The organism is Nocardia sp. NPDC050717, assembly GCF_040654275.1.
In the GTDB taxonomy this organism is placed as follows: domain Bacteria; phylum Actinomycetota; class Actinomycetes; order Mycobacteriales; family Mycobacteriaceae; genus Nocardia.
This window is the reverse complement of the sequence record NZ_JBFAHR010000012.1, coordinates 179,025-201,405: the sequence shown is the minus strand read 5'-3', so window position 1 is coordinate 201,405 and position 22,381 is coordinate 179,025. Positions and strand designations below refer to the sequence as shown.

The following is a 22,381-nucleotide window of genomic DNA, read 5'->3' as shown; positions in this document are numbered from 1 at the left end:
CTAATGATAACCATTATCGTTAATTTCCGATAGTCGTGGCCCCGAGTGCGATCCAGGTCTCCTAGGATCGCGGGGTGAATGGAGATCTGCGCCTGTGCTTTCTCGGGGATTCGTTCGTCCAGGGCATCGGCGACCCGGAGTACCGGGGCTGGGTGGGGCGGGTGCTGGCGGCGACCGGCCCGGACGTCACGGCGTTCAATCTCGGCATCCGCCGAAACACCTCCGCGGATGTGCTGCGGCGCTACGAGCGCGAGCTCGACGAGCGCACGGTGGCGGGCGCCGATCACCGCGTGGTCGTCTCGTTCGGTAGCAACGACATGGTCGAGGAGAACGGCCGGGTCCGCGTCGATCCCGCCCACTGCCTGGAGAATCTGGCCACGCTGCTCGCGGGCTGCCGGCGCCGCTCCGCCCGCGTGCTCGTCGTCGGCCCGCCACCGGTGATCGATGCCGGCGCGGCGCATTACGAGCGCGTCACCACGATCGCCGACGAGATGGCGGCGCTGTGCCTGCGGGAGAACGTGCCGTTCCTCGCCACGACCCGCGCGCTGGCCGCCGACCCGGTGTGGCGCGCCGAGGTCAGCGCCGGCGACGGCGCGCACCCCGGCAGCCAGGGCTACCAGCGGCTGGCCGACCTGGTTCTCACGGGTGGCTGGCCGGCGTGGATCGACAGTTAGCAGACAGCCGAAAACCGCCGGTCGCGCGCGCGACCGGCGGTTTCACTGTGTGTCGCTATCGCTTCGGCAGGAACCCGTCGTCGAGGAACGTGGCGTAGTTCGGGAGTTCGGTCTCGGCGGGGATCTTGCCCTGGGTCTTGGCCCACCGGCCCAGTTCGTCCAGTCCGGCCGCGAGGTCGGGGGTGAGCTGGAGGGTGAAGTCGAACTGCGGCAACACCGTTCGCAGCAGATCCGGCTGCAGCTGGGTGGCCGCGGCCACGGCGGACAGGGCGGGCTCGGACAGGCTCTTCAGGTCCCGCCCGGCGTCGTCGAGCGCCGCGAAGAACGACGAGAGCGCGGCGGACTTCGTGGTGACGGCGTGCTGCGAGGCCAGATACAGGCTGTGCTGGTGGTAGGTTCCGCCGGTCAGCTCGATCGCGTCGGCGCCGAGTGCCTGCACGACCTGGGCCTGGTACGGCTGGAAGATCGAGACGGCGTCGACGTTGCGCTGGGTCGCCGCGGTCACCGTCGCCGACGGAGCCACCTGCACGAGGTTCGCGTCGATTCCCCGGTGCGCCAAGGTGTTCGCGACGAAGTAGGCCGCGCTCGTCCCGATCGGTGTGCCGATCGCTTTGCCCGCGAGATCCTCGACGCTGTCGATGCCCGCGCTGCGGCGTGCCACGATCCGCGACCCCTCCCAGCGCGCGCCGTCGCCGACGACCCGCAGGGTCGGTGATTTGGTGAGCACGGCGGCGCTCGGCACATCGGCCGCAGTCGCGATGTCGAGCTGACCGGCGGCCACGGCCTGCAGGGCCTCGATTCCGGACGGGAAGTTCACGACCTTCACGGTCACGTTGTGTCGGCCGAAGTGGCCCACCTTGTCCGCGACCGGGATCTGTGCCCAGGACGGGTCGACGACGAAGCCGACGGTCAAGGTGGTGGGGTCGTCGGCGTCGGCGGCGCCGCAGGCGGCTCCGGTGACGGCCAGGGTGGTCGCGGTGAGCGCCGCGGCGATGCTCCGAAGGAGAGATGTCTTCACTGGGTGGTCCTCGGGTGGGGTGGATCAGACGGTGGCGTGGGTGATCCCGAGCCGATGGTGCAGCTGTTTGCGGATCTCGCTGTAGCCGGGTTGATCGGCGAGGGTGTCCGCGGGCCGCGGTCGGTGGAGTGGATTGGTGAGGTGTTCGGCGATGCGGCCGTTGTCGAGCACCTCGACGGTGTCGGCGAGCCGGATCGCTTCGTCGATGTCGTGGGTGACGAAGACGACGGTGCGGCGGGTGCGGGCCCACAGGCCGGTGAGCAGGTCCTGCATCTTGAGCCTGGTCAGGGCGTCCAGGGCGGCGAAGGGCTCGTCCATCAGCAGCACCGCGGGTTCGCCCGCCAGCAGCCGGGCGATGCTGACGCGTTGCCGCATGCCGCCGGACAGCTCGCTGGGTCTCCGGTCGCGCACCGAGGGCGCGAGCTCGACGTCGTCGAGCAGCTCGGCGACGCGCCGTGGCCGCTCGGCGGAGGCGATGCCGCGGGCGCGCAACGCGAAGCCGATGTTGTCGGCCACGCTCATCCACGGGAAGAGCACGTCGCGCTGGAAGGCGACGCCGCGGCGCGGGTCGGGCGCCGTCACCGGAATTCCGTTGTCGCGCACCAGTCCCGAGGTCGGGATGATCAGGCCGGCCAGGCAGTGCAGCAGCGTGGACTTCCCGGACCCCGACGCACCGACCAGGACCGTGAACGAGCCGTCCTCGATGGTGAGATCGATGCCGTGCAGCGTCGGCGCCGGGTTCCCTGGATAGTGCACGACCAGGTCTTGCGCGTGGATCGTCATGTCAGTGCTCCTCCGCGGCCCAGCGCGTGATCGGGGTGGTGGCGGCGGCGATGGCCGTGTCGACGAGCGCGCCGAGGACGCCGAGCACGATCAGGCAGGCGATCAGCCGGTCGGCCTGCGAGAACAGCTGTGCCTGGTAGAGGCGGTAGCCGAGACCGGCGGTGGTGCCCGACATCTCGGCGACGACGATGAGCACGAACGCCATCGCGGCGCCGACACGCAGGCCCGCCACGATGTCGGGAGCGGCCTCCGGCAGGACGATCTCGCGCAGGGTCTGCGCACGGCCCGCACCGAGGCAGCGCGCCGCCTGCAGGTAGTCGCGCGGCGTGCTCGCCAAGCCGACGTGGCTGTTGATCCACACGGGCACGAACACCCCGAGCGCGATGACCAGCGCCTTGCTGCCCTCACCGAGCCCGAACCACAGGATGGCCAGCGGGACGAGCCCGATGGTGGGAACGGGCGCGAGCAGCCGCAGCACCGGGCGCAGCAGACGGCGCCCGAGGGTGGTGGTCGCGGTGATGATCGCGGCGCCGAGGCCCGCGACCGCGCCGAGCACGAAACCACCGAGCGCCCGGCGCAGGCTGGCGAGGACGTCCTCGGCGAGCAGGCCTGCGCGCCAGAGATCGCCTGCGGCGCCGACGATTTCCGGCAGACCCGGCAGCAGCGCGTCGGGGAACCGGCCGGAGGCGGCGAGCAGTGTCCAGGCCAGCGCGGCGAGCGCGAGCCCGGCGAGCGTCCAGCCGAGCGAGCCCGCGCGGGAGATCCACGCCGGGACCCGGCGACCCGGCACAGTCGGGGTGCGCTCGCCGCCTGGTGCGGCGGGCGGGTCGGTGGTGCGCACGATACTTGTCATGATGGTCAGCCCTTCCCGCTCACTCGTCGTCGGCGGCGCCGCCGGGAACCCACTCGAAGGGCACCGCCTGGGCGCGATAGACCAGGGGCGTCAGCGTGAGCCGGTCGACACCGGGCACCCGCGGCTCGCGCACCTCCGGCTCGCCCGCGACGCCATAGCCCTCATACGGGCTGTGGTACTCCCAGACCACCTCGCCCTGCGGCGTGACCTGGAAGAGCCTGCCCTGCATGCCCTCGGTGACGAGGGTGTTGCCATTGGGCAGCCGCTGGGCATTGCTCACGAAGGAGCTGAAGAACGTCCACGACGGCCTGCCGGAGTCCTCCGCGGTGTACTGCCAGACGATCTGGCGGGTCGTCGGGTCGATCTCGAGCACACGCGAGCCCGCGTAGATGCCCAGTGGCGCGGGCGGATACCCCGCGCCGCCCTGGTTGTCGAAGACCAGGATGTTGCCCGCGCCGGGCAGTCCGGCCGGGATCAGGTGCGGATTGTGCTGTCCGGAGATCTGGTCCACCGGGCGGGGCACCTTGTGCGCGTTGACGCGCTGGTGCTGAGCGCCGGGGGCCTCCTCGAAGTAGGGCCCCAGCCGCCACGCGACGGCGCCGGAGCGCTTGTCGATCACCGCGATCACGTTCGCCTTGCGGAAGCTGACCAGGATGTTGTCGGGGTGGAACACGCCGTCGGGATCCGCGTCGTGCCAGCGATTGGGGCCCAGCGGCGTCGCGCTGTTCATCTCCAGGTAGCCCCAGGGGTCCTCGGGGTCGCGCGCGGCGGTCGCCCGCAACGCCTCCCACCCCGCCTCGGAGAAGCCGAACTCGTCGAGGTGGTCACCGGCCAGCCACTGCCAGACGATCGCGCCCTCCGGGTCCACCTCGTAGAGGCCCTGATCGCCGACCTCGGCGGCGATGCCGAGCTGGGCCACCACCCGTGGCACGGTGACCAGCAGCAGCCGGTTGCCGTTGGGCAGCAGCTGCCAGTCGTGGTTCTGGCGGGCCGCACCGCCGGGCGCCTGGCGGCCCCACTCCCACACCTCCTCGCCCGACCAATCCAGCTGTCCGACAGTACCGTTGGCGTAGATGCCGCCACGACCGTCACCGCTCTCGCTGAGCTGCACACCGACGTCCCCGCGTCTGCCGGTGAGAGCCGGATCGAGCAGCCGCGGCGGCACACCCGCGTGCGGCCACTCGCGCACCACGGTCCCGTCGAGCGCGATGAGGCGGGTGATCGAATCCGCTCCGGTGAACAGCACGAGGCTGTCGTGGGCGTTCTCGGGGACGTAGTGGGTGACTCCCGTGAGTCGTGCGTAGGCCATGGCGTCTACTTCACCTGTCGGTTGTTGCGGGTGTGGGTCGTGAGAGTTAAGGATCTAATCGATTAGCGTAGAGATGATCACGGCAGAGGACAGGGTAGGAATCACGATGAACGAAAGCCTCCGGCACGGACCGGCGGACCAGCAGACTGGACCCGATTGTGACCGCTAAACGCCCCACCCTCGCCGACGTCGCCGATCGCGCCGGCGTCTCCACCGCCGTTGTCAGCTATGTGCTCAACAACGGTCCGCGACCCGTATCGGACGCACTGCGCGCCAAGGTGCTCGCCGCCGCCGACCAGTTGAACTACCGTCCGGATCGGCTGGCCCGCGCGCTGCGGCGGCCGCGGCGCTGGCGTCAGATCGGGCTGCTCGTCCCCGATCTGACGATGCCGCTGTACGCGGCGCTGGTCGGGCGCGCCGAGGTCGAGGCGCGGGCGCGCGACCACCTCACCATGATCGGCAACAGCGGCTACGACCCCGAGCGCGAACGCGAATTCGCCACCGCCTTCACCGATGTCGGCATCGACGGGCTGATCGTGGTCGGCGCCGTCGATCCCGTCGAGACGGGCGCGGTGTGCGCGCGGGCGCGGATGCCGGTGGTGTGGGTGCACAACACCAGAAGTCCCGTGGATTCCCCGATCGTCGGGGCCGATCATGTCGCCGCGGGCGCGCTCGCCGCGCGGCACCTGCGCGAGGCGCACGGATGCCGCGACATCGTTTTCGTCGGTGGCTTCACCGCCGAGGACGTGCGCTACGGCGACCGGGAGACCGTCGAGCAGCGCTACCGCGGGTTCGCCGCCGTCGCCGGCACCGATGCCGCGGTCGTCCGCACCGATCTGTCCGCCGCGGGCGCCTACGGCGCGGTGCGCGAGCACCTCCGGGGCCGCACCGAGCCGCCCGACGGCATGGTCGTCGGCACCAATGCCCAAGCCGCCGCCACCGTCCGGGCCCTCACCGACGCCGGCCTCGACATCCCCCACCGGATCCGGGTCGTCGGGTTCGACACCGGTCCCGCCCAGCTCTTCGCCCAGATCACGCTGACCTCGATCCAGCAGCCGATCGACACGATCACCCGCCTCGCCCTCGACCGTCTGCTGACCACGTCACCGGACCCCACCCCGCCCACGCCGCTACCCGTCACCCTGCACCCCGGCGAATCCTGCGGCTGCGCACCACGGAACGACGACCTCACCTGAGTCCCCGCGGCGGTGACCGGCCGCGTTCGGAGCACGGGACGCTAGGGCTCTGCCACGATCCGGGCGCAGGATTCGCGGTGGAACGGTAGGCCGGCGCGCTGGAACACCAAGGAGCAGCTGCCGTTTCGCGGGTTCCAGAGGCGCGGGTTGGCGACTGCGGCGGCGAGGATGTCGCGTTGCGTGCGGGACAGGTGCCCGCGGTGGTCACAGGGCGGGTCGAAGGGCGCGAGGAGCAAGGGGCCCCACGTGCTACCGAAGCCCGTCCAGTCCGCGTCGCGAATGATCGCCTGTGCCGGTGCGGCGATGCGCTCGAACCTGTCCACCCGGACGAGGGCGGCGCCGATCAGCTCGCCGAGGCGATAGGGCGCGCGATGGTCGAGGCCGTGATCGGCCGCGTGGGTCAGCGCGGCGACGATGGTCTCGGTGGCCGCCGCGTTGTCCGCGAGGCACGCCGCGAGCGCCGCGCAGACTCGAACCGCCGGATCCGGATCGGTGAGGTACTGCTCGGTGGCGTCGTCGAGATCGCTGAGACGCCGCACCCACCAGGCACGTTCGGCCGTGTCGGCCTTCGCCCGCGTGTGCAGGCGTGCGGCGAGAACCGGCCGCTGCTGGGCCGGCGCCGGGGTCTTGACGGACGAGACCGCCGCGTAGACGGCCCGCTCGCGCACGGCCGGCTCGGCGTGGTCGAGGAAGCCGACCACGACAGGATAGGACTCCGCGACCGCCTGCTGCAGCGCGTCGACGAGGTCGGCGAATTGCCTTGCCCGCGCGGCGGACGTGGTCGCGTCGGCGACCCAGCCGAGAAACTCGAGGAGCGCGAGACGGACGTCCGGAGCGAGCTCCTCGAACGCGAGCAGGCCGGCGAGGACGCGCACCGCCGGCGCGGTCGCCGACGCGGGAAATCCCTGGTGCAGCAGGGCGCCGTCGAGATGGTCGAGGGCGGCCTCACGCGCGGACGGGTCCGCCGAGGTGAGGGCCGCCAGGTGGGCCGGGGTGTCGGTCGCGCGACCGTAGGCGTGGTCGAGCGAACCCCAGTCGATCTCGTCGAGCATGCGCCCATGGTTCCATCGCGTGCGGGAGCTGCCGAATCGGAACAGCTCGGCACCGAGAGCGGCCGAGCGTGCCGGCGAATGAGGTTGGGCGCTAGGCGAACTCGTCGCGCCCCGGGTGTGCCGTCGGAGCCAGGAATGTCGGTAGTGCGGTGGCGGTGCCGGATTCGGGGAAGGGCGGCGCGGGCTCGCCGGGCCGGTCGGCGCTGAACACCGGGGTGGGGACGGCGGGGGACTCACCGCGACGGAAGGCCGGCTCCGGCTGATCGGCGGAATGCGGGTGTGGAGCGGTCACGGCGGGTTCCCCCTGAGATAGGTCGCGCGGGCCGCGCGTTTGCGTCGAGCCTAGCCGTGTCCACCGACAGCACCGGTCCGGGTCGGCGAGGATGGCGGCAGCTGTCGAGAAATGATCCCGCCCGTTCGTCATGTGTAGGACAGAACCCTTCCCCTTTCAGGAGTGATCATGAAATACGCGATGTTGATCTGTGGCGACGACCGCGAGTGGGCCGCGTTGTCCCCGGCGGCCGAGGAGAACGTGATGACCGAGGTCTACGGCTGGTTCGAGCGGTGGCAGCCGACCGGCAAGGTGGCCGAGGGCGGCATCGAGCTGCAACCGAGGGAGACCGCGAAGACGGTGCGCGCCGGGGCGAACGGCGAACCGGTGGTCACCGACGGGCCGTACCTGGAGGTCAAGGAGGTGATCGGGTCGGTCATCGTGCTCGACTGCGACGACATGGACGAGGCGGTGCGCATCGCTTCGACGTGGCCGCTCGCGCCCGGAGTGAGCGCGGTCGAGGTGCGTCCGCTGCTGACGCGCGACTAGGCACCGGGGCGCCGAGGGCGTTCCCGGCGCCGCAACTCCCCCACCCGGCGCGACATCAGTTCGCGTTCGGCGGGATTCGTGGCGAGATCGAGGGCGCGCTCGGCCGCCGCCACCGCTTCGGACCTGCGGTCGAGAGCGGCGAGCAGGTCGGCGCGCGTGGCATGCCAGAGGTGGTAGCCGGCCAGCCGGTCCCCGAGGCGTTCGACCTCGTCCAGCGCCGGGGCAGGGCCCAGGACGAAACGGGTGGCGACGGCCCGGTTCAGCAGCACCACGGGCGACGGATCCAGGTCGGACAGCCGGTCGTAGAGCGCGCGGACCTCGGTCCAGGGAGTCCGCGCGTAGCTGGGGGCTGTCGCCGGTCCTGCCGCTCGAGCAGCACGAGGCGGCCGAGGGAGTCGAATCGCGTCGCGGCGCGGGCGTGGTGCACTTCGAGCAGCGCGGTGAGGCCGGCGACCTCCGGTTCGCCGGGCAGCAAGGCGGCCAGTTGCCGCGCCAGCTCGACGCCCTCGCCCGCCAGCTCCCGGCGCTGCGCCGACCGCCCGCTCGACAGATAGCCCTCGTTGAACACCAGGTAGATCACCGACAGCACGGCGGGCAGCCGCTCGGCGTACTCGTCCGGCCGCGGCGGCTCGAATCCGATGCCACGGTCGCGCCAGTGCCGTTTGGCTCTGGTCAGCCGCTGCGCCATGGTCGGCAGCGGAACCAGGAAGGCGGCGGCGATCTCGGCGGTGGTGAGCCCGGCGGCGGCATAGAGCGTGAGTGCGATCCTGGACTGCTCGGGCAGGTCCGGGTGGCAGCACGCGAAGATCATGGCCAGCCGGTCGTCCGCGCCGGGTTCCGGCACGGGTTCCGCGGCGATCCTGGCCAGCTTCGCCCGGCCGACCACAGCGCGGCGCTCCCGGTCAAGGGCCTTGCGCCACCCGGTAGTGACCAGCCAGCCCGCGGGACTGTCCGGCACACCGTCGACGGGCCAGCGCTCGAGCGCCACGGCCAGCGCGTCGGACAGGGCCTCCTCGGCGAGATCGAAGTCGCCGAGCCGCCCGCTGAGTGCGCCCAGCATGCCGATCGCGTCGGTGCGCCAGATCCGGTCGAGGAGTGCGGCCACGTCGTCCACCGGTCCATCGTGCCGCACCGGGAGACCCCCGCCGTGCGTCAATCCGCCGCCGGGGTCACGCGCGGAACGGCCTTGTCGCCGTGCGGCCCGAAGAGGTGCAGGATCTCCACGGGCGTGTCCTCGACCGGGCCGAACCAGTGCGGCACGGTGGCGTCGAACTCCGCGGTCTCGCCGGGCGCGAGCAGATGCTCGTCCTCGCCGAGCAACAGTCGCAGGGTGCCCGCGAGGACGTAGAGCCAGGCGTGTCCGCTGTGCGAGACCAGCCGGGGTTCGCGCGGTCCGAGCACGTGCTTGAACACCTGGACGCGGCCCGGGTACCCGGTCAGCGGCACGACGACGCCGCCGTTGGCGCGGCGGTGGGGTTGCAGGTGCATGCGCGGGTCGCCGGTGGCAGGCGCCTCGACCAGCCGGTCCAGCGACACCCGGTAGACGCGGGCCAGCGGGATGAGCAGGTCGAGCGTGGGCTGGCGGTGCCCGGTCTCCACCCGCGACAGCGTGCTCACCGACAGTCCCGCGCGCTCGGCGACCACGGTCAGCGAGAGTCCGCGCTCCCGGCGCACCGCGCGCAGCCGGGGGCCGATCGCCGCCAGGATCTCGGCCGTCTCGATGTCCATCGGTCCATGTTTGCAGATTCCGCAAAACCGCTGGGGTGGCGCGGCTGTCGCCGAGCACGATCGACCGCATCCGGCGCAGGGGCCGGCGGAATCGAAAGGCTGGTGTGGTGTGACCGCGACGATCACCCCTGGAACGCCCGCGCTGTCCGCGCGGCGACGATGGACGGTGCTGGCGATCTGCGCCTCGGCGCTGTTCCTGGTCGGTTTGGACACGACGATCGTGACGGTCGGCCTCGCCGAGATCGGCCGCGGTCTCGGCACGAGCGCGGACCGCCTGGCCTGGGTGATCGACGCGTACACGGTGACCTTCGCCGGGCTGTTGATCACCGCGGGGGCGGTGGCCGACCGATTCGGCCGGCGGCGGGTGTTCCGCACGGGTCTCGTGGTTTTCGCGGTCTCGTCGCTGGCCTGCGCCGCGGCCCCGTCGCTGGCGTTCCTCGTCGCCGCGCGCGTCGGGCAGGGGGTCGGCGCGTCCATGATGACGCCCGTGGCGCTGGCCATCGTGGTCAGCGCGATGCCGGACCCGAGGGAACGCGCCCAGGCCATCGGCGTCTGGGGCGCGATATTCGGGCTGAGCATGGCCGCGGGTCCGGTGACGGGCGGCGCGCTGCTCGCCCTGTTCGACTGGCGCGCGGTGTTCTGGATCAATGTGCCGCTGGTCGTGGTGGCGCTCCTGCTCGTGGGCGCCGTCGTCCCGGAATCGCGTGGCGCACGCGTCCGCAGGCTCGACGTGCGCGGTCAACTGCTGCTGGTCGCGCTGCTGTGGCTCGCGGTCACGGTGCTGATCGAGGGGCCGCGGATCGGCTGGACCGCGCCCGGCACGGTTGCCGGCGCCGTCGCGGTGGCCGGGCTGACCGCGGTTCTCGTCCGGGTCGAGACGGGGCGTGCGGAGCCGCTGCTCGAGCCTCGGCTGTTCCTGGTCCCCCGTTTCGCCGGGGCGGTGCTCGGCGCGATCGCCGTCTTCGTCGCCTTCAGCATGACGTTGCTCATGACCACGCTACTGCTGCAACGGGTTACGGGCTGGTCGGCCGTCGCGGCGGGGGCGGCGACCCTGCCGATGGCCGTGGGCGCCACCGTCTGCGCGCCGGTGTCGGGCCATCTCGTCGGCAGGGTCGGCCCGCGGGTCCCGCTGCTGCTGGCGGGCGGGTGCGTGACGCTCGGCGGCGCGCTGCTCGCCGCCGCGGGCATGAACCTGCCGCTGCTGCTGACCGCGCTCGCGCTCGTCGGCATCGGGGTGGGTTTCGCCAACGCGCCGATCACCGACACGGCCGTGAGCGGACTGCCGCCGGAGCGCGCCGGCGTCGCCGCCGGAACCGCGTCCACGGCACGGCAACTCGGTACGGCGCTCGGTGTCGCCCTGGCCGCAGGTCTCGTCGCCGAGGTCACCGCCGACGGTTTCGCGAGCGCCGCGCTCCCCGGCTGGCTGGTCGTGGCCGGATGCGGCGCGGTGCTGCTGCTGGTCGCGGGCGTCAGCCCCGGTACCGGTCGAGCACAGCCGAACCCGGTCTCGCGATGACCTCCCGGCGATGTCACCGAACGTCGAACACCCGTGCGGTGACATGCCTTTCAGATCCCGCGATCAGGGCTTGCGGCCGACGGCCCCATAGGCCGAGATCGGCTGCACCGAACCGACTTCGGTCGGGTCGGCGCGCCACTGGGTGATCGAGGTGAAGCCGGGCTCCACCAGTTCCAGTCCGTCGAAGACGGCGCGGATCTGGGCCTGCGGCCGCGGGATGTAGGGGGTGCCGCCGGTGCCGGTGTAGTTCTCGCACAGCGTGACGTAGGCCTGGCTGTCGTCGGTGCCGTCCCACATGATCAGGTAGCTGCCCGAGGGCACGGCGCCGACCACGGTGCGCACGATGCGCAGCAGGTCGTCGTAGGTGCGGGCGTGGCCGAGGACGCCCATGAACATCACCGCGATCGGCTCGTTGAAGTTCAGCACGTTGCGGGCGTCGGCCACGATCTGTTCGGGATCGTGGAAATCGGCGTCGATGTAGGTGGTGACGCCCTCGGGGGTGGTGCTGGTGAGCAGGGCACGGGCGTGGGTGAGGACCAGCGGGTCGTTGTCCACGTACACCACGCGCGCGTCGGCGTTGATGCTCTGCGCGACCTCGTGGGTGTTCTGCATGGTGGGCAGGCCGGTGCCGATGTCGAGGAACTGGCGGATGCCGTGCTCGCGCGACAGGTGGCCCACCGCGCGGATGAGGAACTGCCGCGACTGCACGGCCATGGTGGAGATCTCGGGATCGACGGCCAGGCCCGCGTCGCCGGCGACCTTGTCGATCTCGTAGTGGTCCTTCCCGCCCATCCAGTAGTTCCAGATCCGCGCCGAGTGCGGGATGTCGGTGCGGATGACCGGTGTTTGCACGTCTGCCATGGGGCTCGCTCCTTCACGGGTGGGGACAGCATCACCGCCCCGGAACAGCATCCACCAGCAGCGGTTCATCTGATCGGTTGTGACAGTACAAGATTCGTTCCGGTACCGCCGGGGATAACGACGGAGAAAGCTCCGTTGTTCAGCGGAAGTACGGATAATCCTGTACCCAGTGGAACCCCCGGTTACGCAGGGTGAAGCTGTCGGGATCCCGGCGCTGCAGGGTGATCACCACCTGGTCGCCGTTCAGTGTTCCACGCAGCAGGAGCCGGTCGGCGGCGGGTTGTTCGGGAGACAGGGTGGCCAACGGTCGCGCGTCGGCCGTGGTGAGTTCGAGCTGTCGGGTCGACCGGAATTCGGCGCCCACCTGGACCAGTTCCCCGTTCATCCGCTGATAGGTCGCGGTGCCGGGGCGATCGAAGACCACTCGCTGCCAGCGGTTCTCGTCGGTGGTCAGTGGCGGGCGCGGCTGTCCACCGCTGGTGAACTCCACGACGTCCCAGATTCCGTACAGCTCCGATTTCGGGCTGTGGGCACTGTATTGCTCCTGCCACACGATCCCGCGATCGTAGCCGCAGCCGAGGGCGACCCACAGCCCGAGGGCGAGCTGGAGCCATGCCGCGATCCGGTTCTTCCGTTCGGCGGTGAACAGTGCGGGTGCGGTCAGCGGTGCGCACGCGCGTTCGAGCACGAACACCTCGACCAGCCGTCGCAGATACGGGGCGAGCAGGATCAGGCTGAACACCAGCAGGTGCCCGGCCAGCAGCTTCTCCGGGATGTCGAAGGTCATGTTCAGCAGCAGGACCTGGGCCATGCTCGCGCAGCTCAGCACCGCGCCGAGCACCGAGGTCCGTGGCGCGAACAGCAGCAGTCCCGCCACCACTTCCACCGCGCCCAGCGCCATCTCGTAGACGGGCGAGCTGCCGACCTGCAACCACAGCACCGAAGCCGGGCTCAGGTCACCGTAGGGCTGCAGCAGCTGGGCCAGGCTCGGCGGCGGCATCTGGGTGGGGAACAGCTTGGCGAAACCGAAACTCAGCATCATCGCGCCCAGGCACAGCCGCAGCACCAGCGTGAACCAGGCCAACAGCCGAGGGTAGGCGGTGCGACGGTCCACCGCCGTCCAGACAGCCGTGGCGACACCGGCGACGACGAGCAGGCAGAACGACAGCACCCACATGGCCTGTTGATCGCCCGCGCCGGAGTCGGTGCGCAGCACCGCGTCGACCCCGAAGACCGTGCGGCCCACCCACCCGGTGACGGGGTCGGTGAACGGGGTGTTCCACGGCCCCGGATACTCGCGGACCCAGCGGCCGAGCGGTCCGAGCAGTGGGAACGGGATGTAGGTGACGAGCAGGCAGTGGAGGGTGCAGTAGACCACGCAGAATCGGAACGCGATGCGGGTGAGCGGCGACCATCCGGGTGCCGTGGTCACCGCCGCCGGAGCCTGGACCGTGGCGATCACTGCTGCATCCTCGGGTCCTGCGTGGGGTCGGCATAGAGCGCCGGGCATCCCTGTTCGGCGGCGTCGGAACGCAGTTCGAAATGCCAGGGCTCATTGGCGTAGATCTGGCACAGGCCGTACGCGGCGCCGTAGGCCGACAGCCACGCCGCCGCCTCGGTCGGCCCGATGTCGACCGCTTCGCCCGACACATGCGCCGACGTCGTCGGCGTGGCCACCCACCGCGCGGCCTCGGCGTACGAGCCGTACTGCTCGACGGCCTCGCGCAGCAGCCGTTCCTGCTGACTCGCCGACCGCCAGCCGCTGTTGACGACGAACTCCACGCCGTCCGCCGCGGCGTCGCCGGCCGCGCTGCGCAGCGCAGCGCGCAGGTCGGGATCGAGGTTGGTGACGGCGGGCACGTCGTCGAAGACGGTGGTGCCGGGCGGCGTGCGGTCGACGAGGTCGCCGAGCGAGCGGGCGGTCGAGAAGGACAGGGGCGCCTGCGACTGGAGGACGAGGACACCGACGGCCGCGGCGCTGACGAGCGCGGCGGCGGTCAGACTGGACGATCGGCGGCGGGAACGCACGGTTCGTGCTGGTCGGCTGGTATGCATGCCCTCAGTCAAGGCACTGTGGCGTTGCCGGGGCGTATGCGGTTTTCGATACGCCGGCGATATGGCCGGACGGGAAGAATCGAGGTGTTATGCGCGTACTGATCGTCGAGGACGAACCCCTGATGGCCGAGGCCATCCGTGATGGCCTGCGCCTGGAGGCGATCGCCGCCGACATCGCCGGCGACGGTGACGCGGCGCTGGAACTGCTCAGCGTCAACAGCTACGACATCGCGGTGCTCGACCGCGACATCCCCGGCCCGTCCGGGGACGAGGTCGCCGAACGCATCGTCGCCGCGGGCGCGGGTACGGCGATCCTGATGCTCACCGCCGCCGCCCGGCTCGACGACAAGGAGTCCGGCTTCGCGCTCGGCGCGGACGACTATCTCACCAAACCCTTCGACCTGCGCGAGCTCGTCCTGCGGCTGCGCGCACTGGACCGGCGGCGCGGCCACCATCGACCGCCGGTGCGGGAGATCGCGGGCCTGAGAGTCGACGCGTTCCGTCGCGAGGTCTACCGCGACGGCCGCTACATCGCGCTGACGCGCAAGCAGTTCGCGGTACTCGAGGTGCTCGTGGCCGCCGAAGGGGGCGTGGTCAGCGCCGAGGAACTGCTGGAGCGGGCCTGGGACGAGAACGCCGACCCGTTCACCAACGCGGTCCGCATCACCGTCTCCGCGCTGCGCAAGCGACTCGGGCAGCCCTGGATCATCGCGACGGTGCCCGGCGTGGGCTACCGCATCAGCGCCGCGGACGGTGCGCATGACTAGAGAGCCGGGGCCGAGTGTCCGGCTCAAGCTCGCCCTCAGCTACGCCGCCGTGATCATGGTGGTCGGGATCATGCTGATCGCGGCCGTCTTCGCCTTCTATGTCGTGGTGCTGCCCCGCATCGACGTCATAAACACCACCGGCTCGCTCGACATCGACCGCACCCGCCTGGTCAAGGCCTTCGTCCCGTTCGTCGCCGCCGTGCTGGCCGGGCTGCTCGCGGTCGGGCTCGTCGGCGGCTGGTTCCTCGCAGGCTGGATGCTGCGCCCGCTGGCGCAGATCACCGCCGCGACGCGCCTGGCCGCGACCGGGTCGCTCACGCATCGGATCGGGCTGCCCGGGCGCAGCGACGAATTCCGGGAACTCGCCGACGCTTTCGACGACATGCTGGCCCGGCTGCACGCGCACGTGGCCGAGGAACAGCGCTTCGCCGCCAACGCCTCCCACGAACTGCGCACCCCGCTGGCGATCACGCGCACCCTGCTCGACGTGGCCCGCGGCGATCCCGACCGCGACATCACCCAGTTGCTCGACCGCCTCGCCGCCGTCAACACCCGCGCGATCGATCTGACCGAGGCGCTGCTCGTCCTGAGCCGGGCCGACCAGCGGTCCTTCGCCCGCGAACCCGTCGACCTGTCGCTGCTGGCCGAGGAAGCCACCGAAACCCTTCTCCCCCTGGCGGAAAGCCACGGTGTCACCATGGAGATCGCCGGTCCGCAGGCGCGGGCTCTCGGCTCGCAGGCACTGCTGCTGCAGATGACCACGAACCTCGTGCACAACGCGATCGTCCACAACCTGCCGGGTCGTGGCAGCGTGTGGATCACCACCGGGGTCGACTCGGCCACCGCGGAACTCACCGTCGAGAACACCGGCGACATCCTGCCCGCGGCGATGGTGTCCACCCTGCTCGAGCCGTTCCAGCGCGGCGCCGCGCGCATACGCAGCCACGACGCGGGCGTCGGCCTCGGCCTGGCGATCGTCGACAGCATCGTCCGCGCCCACGGCGGCACCCTCACCCTGACCCCGCGCCCCGACGGCGGCCTCCGAGCCACGGTGACCCTCACCCGATGACACCGCGACCGGAACGTGCGGCGCGGGACGGCCGAGGTGGGCTAGCGTCACGAGGGTGGGCGACGGCATCGTTTTCGCGGGTGTGACCATCGACAGCAATGATCCCGGCGAGCTGGCCGGGTTCTGGCGGGCGGCGCTCGGGTACGTCACGCTCGCCGACACCGGGGAGTACGTGATGATCGCGCCGCCGGGGGTGGGGATCGGGGAGGGGCGTTATGTCGCGTTTCAGCGGGTGCCCGAGTTCAAGGTGGCGAAGAATCGGGTACACCTCGATTTCCAGACCTCGACGCGGGCCGCGGAGGTGGCCCGGTTGACGGCACTCGGAGCCGAGGTGGCGGGCGAGCACGCGCTGCCGGGCTTCACCTGGACCGTGCTGCGGGATCCGCACGGCAACGAGTTCTGTGTGGTCTCGGCGGAGAGCTGAGGCGAGTTGACGGCGTGCGCGCGGGGCCGCACAGTGGATGGACAGACCGCGCACGGTCAGAGGTATCCACGAAGTCGGCGTAGTTCACCCCAGGTATGAGCGTGATGATCGCACACGGGAAGGATGCGATGACAATGCGCGACCGACGGAGACGTTCTCGTGAGATCCGCGAAGTAGTCCACGCTCAGCCCCCGCATCAAGCCACCAAACGGGTGCTCTCGCTGCTCATGCTGGTCTGGCTGGGTGCCGGATTGCTCGCGGCACACCAGCGAGACCATTTCACGAGCCCACCGGTCGAATGCGGGGCCTGGGGCACGATCGCGCTGACCGTCGTGGCGGGCCCGCTCAACTATCTGGGCGTCAACCCGAAGGTGTCGGACTGTCAACTGCCGGAACCGAGCCAGTGACCCCGTGCGTCACCGCGTGAACGGCAGCTCCGGCGCCAGTGCGCGCAGTGCCGCGAGATAGTCCTGGTTCAGCGCCTGGATCGCGACGTGATCGGCGCCCGCGTCCAGATGTGCCACCAGTCCGGCGGCGATCTCGGCGGGTGTGCCGTGCAGCGCGAGGATGTCGATCAGCCGGTCGCTGCCCGGCGTGGTGAGGTCCTCCTCGGAGAAGCCGAGGCGGCGCAGATTGCTGACGTAGTTCACCAGTCCCAGATACATCGGCACCATGCGCCGGGCGATCTCGCGGGCACGCTCCGGGTCGTCGTCGACGACGACCTTCTGCTCGGCGACCAGCAGCGCGTCCGCGCCCAGGGTCGTGCGCGCGATCTCGGTGTGTTCCGGCGGGGCGAGGTAGGGCAGCGCGCCCGCGGTGCGGTCACGGGCGAGGTCGAGGACGCGCGGGCCGAGGGCCGCGAGCGCCCTGCCCGCCTTCGGCACGCCCGCCGCGTCGAGCTCGTCGAGATAGGCCACCAGTGCGTCGTACGGTTTGACCGCGCCCGGCCCGTCGGCCTCGCGGTGACCCGCGCCGATACCGAGCAGGAAACGGCCGGGGAACCGCTGGTCGATGCGGTGGAAGGACTCGGCGACCTCGGCGGCGGGCGCGGTCCAGATGTTCACGATGCTCGTGCCGATGGTCAGCGACTCGGTCGCCGCCACCAGCGATTCGGCGACGCCGAGGTCAGCGGGCGGCGATCCGCCGAGCCACAGCGCGCGGTATCCGAGCTCTTCGAGCTCCCGAGCCGCTTCGGGCGTGAACCCCTGGAAATGGCGCCACACACCGAATTTTCCGAGATCATCTCTGGTCATGCCGAAGGCAACTCGGGCCACCGCGCGACTTATTCCGGGACACACCCATACCCTTTGGTAGGTTCGACTGTACGTCCAAGTACGGTCGACGCGGCAGGGAGGAAGGTGGGCATGACCGAGAACGCACGGCCTCCGGCGCCGGTGTCCAAGCGCAAAGCGGCCTCGGCGCGCGGCGGGGCACGCAGGCTCGGCGTCGAGGACTGGACCGCCGCGGGCCTGAACATCCTGCTGCGCGAGGGCGTCGCCGCGATCACCATCGCCAAGCTGTGCGAGGAGCTCGGCGTCACCAAAGGCAGCTTCTACTGGCATTTCGACGGCGTCGACCAGCTGCTGGAAACCACCGCGCAGTTCTGGTGCGCGGATCACAACGACGCGGCCCGCGGCTTCCAGGATCTCGACGAGCTGCCCCCGCGAGAGCGGCTCACAAGGATGGGCGAGTTGCTCACCGGGGAGCGGGTGTGGCAGGTCGAGCTGGCGGTGCGCGACTGGGCGCGTACCAACGACAAGGTGGCCGAGGCGGTGAAAGCGCTCGACCAGCGCATCTTCCACACCCTGGCCGACACGCTGGTCGACATGGGGTTCTCCGCGGAACAGGCGGAGCTGCGCGCGGGCGTGATGTGTTTCGCCGGAATCGGTTTCGTCCACGGCAATCAGAACCTGCCGGTGCCGACCGAGGCGCAGCGCCGCGAGTTCTTCCGGCTCATCACCAGCAGGCAAGCACCCGGGTGAACCGCGCTCAGGTCAGCGCGACGAGTTCGTGCAGCGTCGTGCCCGAGCGTGTCCGGGTGCCGGTGCCGGTGCGCACGGTCAGCTCGAAGGCGGATTCGAAGCGGAAGTAGCCGGGATGCCCGACCAGCCGGTGCACCAGCGGTTTGATCAGCCGCGAGCGCACCACGGGCAGATCGTCGAGCAGGTCGTGGGCGTGGATGACCCGCGAGACCTCCAGCCGCAGCTCCACTTCACCGGGGACGCGCAGCTCGATCCACTCGGGGTGGGTACGGCCCGCGGTCGCGTCGAATCGCGCGGGGCCCTCGACGAGTTCGGTCTCGCCGGTGGACAGCACGATGTCGCCGTCGTGCGCGAGCATGAGCGGGCTGATCTCGTGTCCACCCGCACGCGGCTGGGTGAGCACCGAGGCGTACAGCAGGGAGTAGTCCGCGACGTACAGCCTGCCCCAGTGCCAGCGCTCGACGATCTTCTTCATGTCGCCGACGCCCCAGTTGTGGTCGTGATACCCACGCCCGGTGACCTCGTGCCGCACGCCGTCGAGCTCGATCGACCCGCACACCTCGGCGCGCGGCGCACCGACCATCCAGCCGAAGGAATCCGCTGCGCCGAACCGGGTTTCGCCCTTGCCGGGCATCCAGCTGGGGACCTCGTTGTGGAAGCGCAGATCGAAGGCGATGCCGTCCTCGCGCATGCGCAGATGGTGGATCGGCAGGCCGTCGGTGTGCTCGGTACGCGCGGTGTTCTCGCCGATGCGGACATCGCAGGCGTCGGGCGAGAAGGCGGTGGCCGCGTGCGGGTAGCGGCGCGACACCTGCCGCCGGGTGCCGTCGGGGGCATAGACGATCAGCTCCACCCAGGGCCGCGACCACGGCGGATCCTCCGGCCTGCGCCGGATCAGGAAGCCGATCACCACGTGGCCGGTGTCGAGGTGGGCGTCGAAATACCAGTGTTCGAAGGCGAGTCTGCTCGCGGCGGGATGGAATCCGTTGTGGTGGGGGCGGACCTCGGTGAGGACCGCGTCGCGGCGGCCTGGCCCGTTCCACACTTCGACGATGTCTGTCATGGCTGCTTTCGGTGGGTTCATCGGCGCAGGGCGCCGTCGGCCTCGAAGGCCGCTTCGCGACCGCGCATCTGGGCGCGATACCAGTTCTCGCGATGGGCGAGCATGAGTTTCTCGTGCGCCCGCGCGAACGGCGGACAGACCCGGCGGACGATTTCCTGCACCGTGATCAGCGGAAAGCGCAGGATCGGGACGAGAATCCACGGAAAGGCGGGCGGCATGGTGTACCGGCGGCGGGTGCCCGGCGCCATGTACATCGCCGAGTACACGGAATTGATGCGGTAGTTGTACTTTTCGCGCAGCCGGGTGAGGCCGCGGTGGCCGTCGCGGGGCGCGAAGGCCGCGGGGTAGGACTCGATCAGTTCGCGGCCGTGCTCGCCGGAGTCGTAGGAGCGCGAGGCGATCGTCATCGCCAGGACCCGCAGCCCGTCGCCGACCGTCTCCGGATACCAGCGCACCCGGACGCCGAGCAGATGGCCCATGTACTTCTGGAAATGCAGCAGCGCACGGATTTCCGAGGGCGTGGTCTGGTAGCCCAGGGCCCACAGGCCCAGGCCCGGCGTCACGCTCCCGGCGAGCAGCGTGAGCATCTGATAGGTCTGACTGATCGGCAGACCCCACCGCTCGATGTCCCATTCGGGATGTTCGGCGACCTTGGCCCGCACGAAGACATGCATGACCCGCACCTTGAGCGCGGTCGCCCGGCCTGCCGAACCCGGGGTGAGCAGCGCGCCTTCGGCCGAGACGTCCATCCAGAAGCGGGTCGTCTCGAGGAACCGGCGCAGCGCGCTGTCGCCGGCGTAGCCGCCCGCCAGCGACAGCGGCGTCGCGACGGCGGCCTCGGTGTACATCTCGAGCGTCTCGGCGCCGGCGAAGCTGAACAGCATGGTGCCCCAGCGTCGCCAGATCGCCGCACCCTGTTCCACCAGTGCGGGCACCACCCAGTCGGGCACGGTCTCGAACTCGGCGAACAACGCGCGCATCGATTCCGGTGCGTCGGGGACCGCGTCGATCCCCTCGGCCAGCGCGGTCTCCAGCATCCGGCGTCCCACCGTCGGGCCGATCGCGCCCCGCATCACCTCGGCGACGAAGCGTTCGGCCACCGGGTCACCGGTGAACAGGTCGGCGCAGAGGTCCGCGGCCTGCTCGTCGGTGGGGAACAGCCGCTGCCCGGTCACCCGCGTGAAGAGTCGCTCGACGCGGCGCACGGTCGGGGTGCTGCGCGCTTCCCAATAGCGAAAGGCGGTGGGGCACTTCACCGATGACCTCCTGACGGTCGCTGCGTGTCAGGTCGACCGTACTATGCCGAATAGTTGTCCGTACCCGAAAGTACGGAATTCGGTTTCCCCGGCAGGCGGCGGCTGGATCGGACCGGCCGGGAGCCCGTCAACCGAGGTCGTCCACAACCGCCCGATCGGCGGCTGCGGGTGCGGGATGCCCGTCGCCGTCGGGCGGCCCCGATCCGCCGAGGGCCGCCGACAGCGCCTCGGCGCCCGCGCGGATCGCGGCGACGTAGTCCGCCCGCTCCGCCCTGCTGACCGTGGCGCGCAGGGGGCCGATCTGCACCTCGTACGGCGCCTCGGCACTGCCGAACACCGGCGCGGACAAATAGCTCACCGGCAGCGCCTCGGCGCTGTCGAGGTCGGCGTCGCGATAGGGGCGCGCGGTGAGCCGGGACAGCTGACGCAGGACACGCGTGCGCAGTTGCGGCTGCATCACCTCCGCGCCGACCGCCCCGAGCAACTCCGCGAGCACGTCGACCAGCCCGGCGTCGTCGGAGTCGGGACGGAACATCGCGCACCCGTGGGTGGTGACGAACCGCAGCAGCGCCGGTGCGCCCCGCCGCGCCGGGCCGCTCGCGCTCGCGAGCCAGGCGCGCCGTTCGGCCTCGGCCCGCCACGGCATCACGGCGGCGCCGGCCGGATAGCCGAGTGGAATCGATTGCCCCACCGCGAGTCCGGGCAGAATGCGCGCCCCGGTCGCGTACTCCTTCGCCACCACGGTGAGCCTGCCGTCGGCGATCCGGCTCAGCGTCACCCCGCAGTGCGCGGCGGCCGCCAGGGCCTTCAGCTCCGCGCCGACCGCCGCGTTCGGCACCTCGAGCGCCACCGGACGCAGCGCGGCCAGCGCGGGACCGGGCGTGAAGCGACGACGACGGTCGCGGCGCACCCAGCCGGCTTCGGCCAGTTCGGTCAGTATCGCGATGACGGTGGCGCGGGCGTGCCCGAGCGCCGCGGCGATCTCGGACGCGGTCAGCGCGCGCTCGGCACGCGTCAGCAACTCCATCACCTCGATGACCCGGCGGGTCGGCGGCGACGCGGATTCCGGCATGACAACCCCTTGTTCAGCGGCAGCGCCCGCCCTACACTGCCTCGACTATTCGCCACAGATTAGTCGAATATTCGACACATAAGGTGGGCTCATGATTCTCGACCACTTCCGACTGGACGGCCGGGTCGCCGTCGTCACCGGTGCGGGCCGCGGGCTCGGCGCCGCCGTCGCCCTCGGTTTCGCGCAGGCCGGCGCCGACGTGGTGATCGCCGCGCGCACCGAATCCGATCTCCGCGAGATCGCCGGCCAGGTCGAAGCCGCGGGGCGGCAGGCGCACGTCGTCGTCGCCGACCTGGCCGATCACGACGCCGTCGCCGGGTTGGCCGAGGCCGCGGTGGCGCGGTTCGGCCGCTTGGACATCGTCGTCAACAATGTGGGCGGCGCGCTGCCGAGGCCGCTGCTGGACACCGCGCCCGAGGATCTCGCCGAGGCGTTCGCCTTCAATGTGGGCACCGCGCACGCGCTGGTGCGGGCCGCGGTGCCGAAGATGCTCGACACCGCCGACGGCGGCTCGATCATCAACATCACCTCGACCATGGGCAGGCTGCCCGGACGAGCCTTCGCCGCGTACGCGACCGCCAAGGCCGCGCTCGCGCACTACACCCGTTCCGCCGCCATGGATCTGAGCCCGCGCGTGCGGGTCAACGCCATCGCGCCGGGCTCGATCCTGACCTCGGCGCTGGCGGTCGTCGCGGGCAACGACGAGATGCGCGGGCAGATGGAACAGGCCACTCCCCTGCGCCGCCTCGGCAGGCCCGACGACATCGCCGCGGCCGCCCTGTTCCTCGCCTCGCCCGCGGGCTCGTTCCTCACCGGGAAGGTCCTCGAGGTCGACGGCGGGCTCATCGCGCCCAATCTCACCATCCCCCTTCCCGATCTGTGA

General features: G+C 70.9%; 26 protein-coding genes. 10 read left to right on the top strand and 16 right to left on the bottom strand.

Annotated elements, in window-relative coordinates:
- Positions 1 to 74 precede the first annotated feature (74 nt).
- Complete coding sequence (locus AB0H56_RS23465; RefSeq protein WP_357167046.1) at positions 75 to 674, top strand: GDSL-type esterase/lipase family protein; 600 nt, start codon at positions 75 to 77, stop codon at positions 672 to 674.
- Between the two features lie 55 nt (positions 675 to 729).
- Here the strand turns inward: AB0H56_RS23465 and AB0H56_RS23460 are convergent, their stop codons facing one another.
- Genes AB0H56_RS23460 through AB0H56_RS23445 form a run of 4 tightly spaced genes read right to left on the bottom strand, consistent with a single transcriptional unit; the run spans position 730 to position 4,637 of the window.
- A complete protein-coding gene (locus AB0H56_RS23460; protein ID WP_357167043.1) occupies positions 730 to 1,692 on the bottom strand; it encodes an ABC transporter substrate-binding protein in 963 nt (320 codons plus the stop codon).
- A gap of 24 nt (positions 1,693 to 1,716) precedes the next feature.
- The gene (locus AB0H56_RS23455; RefSeq protein ID WP_357167040.1) at positions 1,717 to 2,475 is read right to left on the bottom strand and encodes an ABC transporter ATP-binding protein; all 759 of its coding nucleotides are present in this window, start codon (positions 2,473 to 2,475) and stop codon (positions 1,717 to 1,719) included.
- A 1-nt stretch (position 2,476) separates the two neighbouring features.
- Positions 2,477 to 3,328 carry an ABC transporter permease gene (locus AB0H56_RS23450; protein ID WP_357167037.1) on the bottom strand — a complete coding sequence of 284 codons (852 nt, stop codon included), beginning with the start codon at positions 3,326 to 3,328 and terminating at the stop codon, positions 2,477 to 2,479.
- 19 nt (positions 3,329 to 3,347) lie between these two features.
- Positions 3,348 to 4,637, bottom strand: a complete 1,290-nt coding sequence (locus AB0H56_RS23445; RefSeq protein ID WP_357167034.1) for an aryl-sulfate sulfotransferase — start codon at positions 4,635 to 4,637, stop codon at positions 3,348 to 3,350.
- Positions 4,638 to 4,795: 158 nt separating this feature from the next.
- On the opposite strand from AB0H56_RS23445, the gene AB0H56_RS23440 reads away from it, so the two are divergent.
- Positions 4,796 to 5,833, top strand: a complete 1,038-nt coding sequence (locus tag AB0H56_RS23440; protein ID WP_357167031.1) for a LacI family DNA-binding transcriptional regulator — start codon at positions 4,796 to 4,798, stop codon at positions 5,831 to 5,833.
- Positions 5,834 to 5,874: 41 nt separating this feature from the next.
- Here the strand turns inward: AB0H56_RS23440 and AB0H56_RS23435 are convergent, their stop codons facing one another.
- Positions 5,875 to 6,885: a hypothetical protein gene (locus AB0H56_RS23435; protein ID WP_357167028.1), complete on the bottom strand. Its 1,011-nt coding sequence runs from the start codon at positions 6,883 to 6,885 to the stop codon at positions 5,875 to 5,877.
- Positions 6,886 to 6,976: 91 nt separating this feature from the next.
- The gene (locus AB0H56_RS23430; RefSeq protein ID WP_357167025.1) at positions 6,977 to 7,177 is read right to left on the bottom strand and encodes a hypothetical protein; all 201 of its coding nucleotides are present in this window, start codon (positions 7,175 to 7,177) and stop codon (positions 6,977 to 6,979) included.
- Positions 7,178 to 7,345: 168 nt separating this feature from the next.
- On the opposite strand from AB0H56_RS23430, the gene AB0H56_RS23425 reads away from it, so the two are divergent.
- On the top strand, positions 7,346 to 7,705 hold the full coding sequence (locus AB0H56_RS23425) for a YciI family protein (RefSeq protein ID WP_357167022.1): 360 nt from the start codon (positions 7,346 to 7,348) through the stop codon (positions 7,703 to 7,705).
- Here the strand turns inward: AB0H56_RS23425 and AB0H56_RS23420 are convergent.
- The 3 genes from AB0H56_RS23420 to AB0H56_RS23410 are packed head-to-tail and all read right to left on the bottom strand — an operon-like array spanning position 7,702 to position 9,433.
- Entirely contained in the window at positions 7,702 to 7,977 is a 276-nt protein-coding gene (locus tag AB0H56_RS23420) for a hypothetical protein (RefSeq protein ID WP_357167019.1), read from the bottom strand. The genes AB0H56_RS23425 and AB0H56_RS23420 overlap by 4 nt on opposite strands.
- The gene (locus AB0H56_RS23415) at positions 7,965 to 8,819 is read right to left on the bottom strand and encodes a DUF6596 domain-containing protein (protein WP_357167016.1); all 855 of its coding nucleotides are present in this window, start codon (positions 8,817 to 8,819) and stop codon (positions 7,965 to 7,967) included. The genes AB0H56_RS23420 and AB0H56_RS23415 overlap by 13 nt, the downstream gene beginning before the upstream one ends.
- Positions 8,820 to 8,857: 38 nt before the next feature.
- Positions 8,858 to 9,433, bottom strand: coding sequence for an XRE family transcriptional regulator (locus tag AB0H56_RS23410; protein ID WP_357167013.1), 576 nt, complete (start codon positions 9,431 to 9,433; stop codon positions 8,858 to 8,860).
- Between the two features lie 109 nt (positions 9,434 to 9,542).
- Here AB0H56_RS23410 and AB0H56_RS23405 point away from each other — a divergent pair, with 109 nt between their 5' ends.
- Positions 9,543 to 10,949 (top strand): MFS transporter, encoded by a 1,407-nt coding sequence (locus AB0H56_RS23405; RefSeq protein WP_357167010.1) that lies wholly within the window; start codon positions 9,543 to 9,545, stop codon positions 10,947 to 10,949.
- Between the two features lie 63 nt (positions 10,950 to 11,012).
- Here AB0H56_RS23405 and AB0H56_RS23400 read toward each other — a convergent pair whose 3' ends face one another.
- The 3 genes from AB0H56_RS23400 to AB0H56_RS23390 all read right to left on the bottom strand — a co-directional run bounded on the left by AB0H56_RS23400 (position 11,013) and on the right by AB0H56_RS23390 (position 13,865).
- Positions 11,013 to 11,810: an SAM-dependent methyltransferase gene (locus AB0H56_RS23400; protein WP_357167007.1), complete on the bottom strand. Its 798-nt coding sequence runs from the start codon at positions 11,808 to 11,810 to the stop codon at positions 11,013 to 11,015.
- A 139-nt stretch (positions 11,811 to 11,949) separates the two neighbouring features.
- Positions 11,950 to 13,269, bottom strand: coding sequence for a DoxX family protein (locus AB0H56_RS23395; protein ID WP_357167148.1), 1,320 nt, complete (start codon positions 13,267 to 13,269; stop codon positions 11,950 to 11,952).
- Entirely contained in the window at positions 13,269 to 13,865 is a 597-nt protein-coding gene (locus AB0H56_RS23390) for a M15 family metallopeptidase (RefSeq protein WP_357167004.1), read from the bottom strand. Before AB0H56_RS23390 ends, AB0H56_RS23395 begins: the two co-directional genes overlap by 1 nt.
- Positions 13,866 to 13,954: 89 nt before the next feature.
- Here AB0H56_RS23390 and AB0H56_RS23385 point away from each other — a divergent pair, with 89 nt between their 5' ends.
- From AB0H56_RS23385 to AB0H56_RS23370, 4 genes are all read left to right on the top strand, one after another.
- A complete protein-coding gene (locus tag AB0H56_RS23385) occupies positions 13,955 to 14,632 on the top strand; it encodes a response regulator transcription factor (RefSeq protein WP_357167001.1) in 678 nt (225 codons plus the stop codon).
- Positions 14,625 to 15,701: a HAMP domain-containing sensor histidine kinase gene (locus tag AB0H56_RS23380; protein WP_357166999.1), complete on the top strand. Its 1,077-nt coding sequence runs from the start codon at positions 14,625 to 14,627 to the stop codon at positions 15,699 to 15,701. The genes AB0H56_RS23385 and AB0H56_RS23380 overlap by 8 nt, the downstream gene beginning before the upstream one ends.
- Before the next feature lie 55 nt (positions 15,702 to 15,756).
- Entirely contained in the window at positions 15,757 to 16,125 is a 369-nt protein-coding gene (locus tag AB0H56_RS23375; RefSeq protein WP_357166996.1) for a VOC family protein, read from the top strand.
- A gap of 227 nt (positions 16,126 to 16,352) precedes the next feature.
- Complete coding sequence (locus AB0H56_RS23370; RefSeq protein WP_357167146.1) at positions 16,353 to 16,532, top strand: hypothetical protein; 180 nt, start codon at positions 16,353 to 16,355, stop codon at positions 16,530 to 16,532.
- Between the two features lie 9 nt (positions 16,533 to 16,541).
- Here the strand turns inward: AB0H56_RS23370 and AB0H56_RS23365 are convergent, their stop codons facing one another.
- On the bottom strand, positions 16,542 to 17,378 hold the full coding sequence (locus AB0H56_RS23365) for an LLM class F420-dependent oxidoreductase (protein ID WP_357166993.1): 837 nt from the start codon (positions 17,376 to 17,378) through the stop codon (positions 16,542 to 16,544).
- A gap of 111 nt (positions 17,379 to 17,489) precedes the next feature.
- Here AB0H56_RS23365 and AB0H56_RS23360 point away from each other — a divergent pair, with 111 nt between their 5' ends.
- Positions 17,490 to 18,107 (top strand): TetR/AcrR family transcriptional regulator, encoded by a 618-nt coding sequence (locus AB0H56_RS23360; RefSeq protein WP_357166990.1) that lies wholly within the window; start codon positions 17,490 to 17,492, stop codon positions 18,105 to 18,107.
- Between the two features lie 7 nt (positions 18,108 to 18,114).
- Here AB0H56_RS23360 and AB0H56_RS23355 read toward each other — a convergent pair whose 3' ends face one another.
- The 3 genes from AB0H56_RS23355 to AB0H56_RS23345 form a co-directional block, all read right to left on the bottom strand.
- Positions 18,115 to 19,170, bottom strand: coding sequence for a lipocalin-like domain-containing protein (locus AB0H56_RS23355; RefSeq protein WP_357166987.1), 1,056 nt, complete (start codon positions 19,168 to 19,170; stop codon positions 18,115 to 18,117).
- A 17-nt stretch (positions 19,171 to 19,187) separates the two neighbouring features.
- Entirely contained in the window at positions 19,188 to 20,426 is a 1,239-nt protein-coding gene (locus tag AB0H56_RS23350; protein WP_357166984.1) for an oxygenase MpaB family protein, read from the bottom strand.
- Between the two features lie 127 nt (positions 20,427 to 20,553).
- Complete coding sequence (locus tag AB0H56_RS23345) at positions 20,554 to 21,498, bottom strand: helix-turn-helix domain-containing protein (protein ID WP_357166981.1); 945 nt, start codon at positions 21,496 to 21,498, stop codon at positions 20,554 to 20,556.
- 91 nt (positions 21,499 to 21,589) lie between these two features.
- Between AB0H56_RS23345 and AB0H56_RS23340 the strand changes: the two genes are divergently transcribed.
- Positions 21,590 to 22,381: an SDR family oxidoreductase gene (locus tag AB0H56_RS23340; RefSeq protein ID WP_357166978.1), complete on the top strand. Its 792-nt coding sequence runs from the start codon at positions 21,590 to 21,592 to the stop codon at positions 22,379 to 22,381.

Excerpts from the sequence above, each read along its gene's own strand:
- AB0H56_RS23355 (WP_357166987.1), bottom strand. The coding sequence starts at position 19,170 with ATGACAGACATCGTCGAAGTGTGGAACGGGCCAGGCCGCCGCGACGCG.
- AB0H56_RS23340 (WP_357166978.1), top strand. The coding sequence starts at position 21,590 with ATGATTCTCGACCACTTCCGACTGGACGGCCGGGTCGCCGTCGTCACC.
- AB0H56_RS23445 (WP_357167034.1), bottom strand. The coding sequence starts at position 4,637 with ATGGCCTACGCACGACTCACGGGAGTCACCCACTACGTCCCCGAGAAC.
- AB0H56_RS23365 (WP_357166993.1), bottom strand. The coding sequence starts at position 17,378 with ATGACCAGAGATGATCTCGGAAAATTCGGTGTGTGGCGCCATTTCCAG.
- AB0H56_RS23345 (WP_357166981.1), bottom strand. The coding sequence starts at position 21,498 with ATGCCGGAATCCGCGTCGCCGCCGACCCGCCGGGTCATCGAGGTGATG.
- AB0H56_RS23390 (WP_357167004.1), bottom strand. The coding sequence starts at position 13,865 with ATGCATACCAGCCGACCAGCACGAACCGTGCGTTCCCGCCGCCGATCG.
- AB0H56_RS23410 (WP_357167013.1), bottom strand. The coding sequence starts at position 9,433 with ATGGACATCGAGACGGCCGAGATCCTGGCGGCGATCGGCCCCCGGCTG.
- AB0H56_RS23435 (WP_357167028.1), bottom strand. The coding sequence starts at position 6,885 with ATGCTCGACGAGATCGACTGGGGTTCGCTCGACCACGCCTACGGTCGC.
- AB0H56_RS23455 (WP_357167040.1), bottom strand. The coding sequence starts at position 2,475 with ATGACGATCCACGCGCAAGACCTGGTCGTGCACTATCCAGGGAACCCG.
- AB0H56_RS23400 (WP_357167007.1), bottom strand. The coding sequence starts at position 11,810 with ATGGCAGACGTGCAAACACCGGTCATCCGCACCGACATCCCGCACTCG.
- AB0H56_RS23380 (WP_357166999.1), top strand. The coding sequence starts at position 14,625 with ATGACTAGAGAGCCGGGGCCGAGTGTCCGGCTCAAGCTCGCCCTCAGC.
- AB0H56_RS23370 (WP_357167146.1), top strand. The coding sequence starts at position 16,353 with ATGCTGGTCTGGCTGGGTGCCGGATTGCTCGCGGCACACCAGCGAGAC.
- AB0H56_RS23425 (WP_357167022.1), top strand. The coding sequence starts at position 7,346 with ATGAAATACGCGATGTTGATCTGTGGCGACGACCGCGAGTGGGCCGCG.
- AB0H56_RS23360 (WP_357166990.1), top strand. The coding sequence starts at position 17,490 with ATGACCGAGAACGCACGGCCTCCGGCGCCGGTGTCCAAGCGCAAAGCG.
- AB0H56_RS23385 (WP_357167001.1), top strand. The coding sequence starts at position 13,955 with ATGCGCGTACTGATCGTCGAGGACGAACCCCTGATGGCCGAGGCCATC.
- AB0H56_RS23450 (WP_357167037.1), bottom strand. The coding sequence starts at position 3,328 with ATGACAAGTATCGTGCGCACCACCGACCCGCCCGCCGCACCAGGCGGC.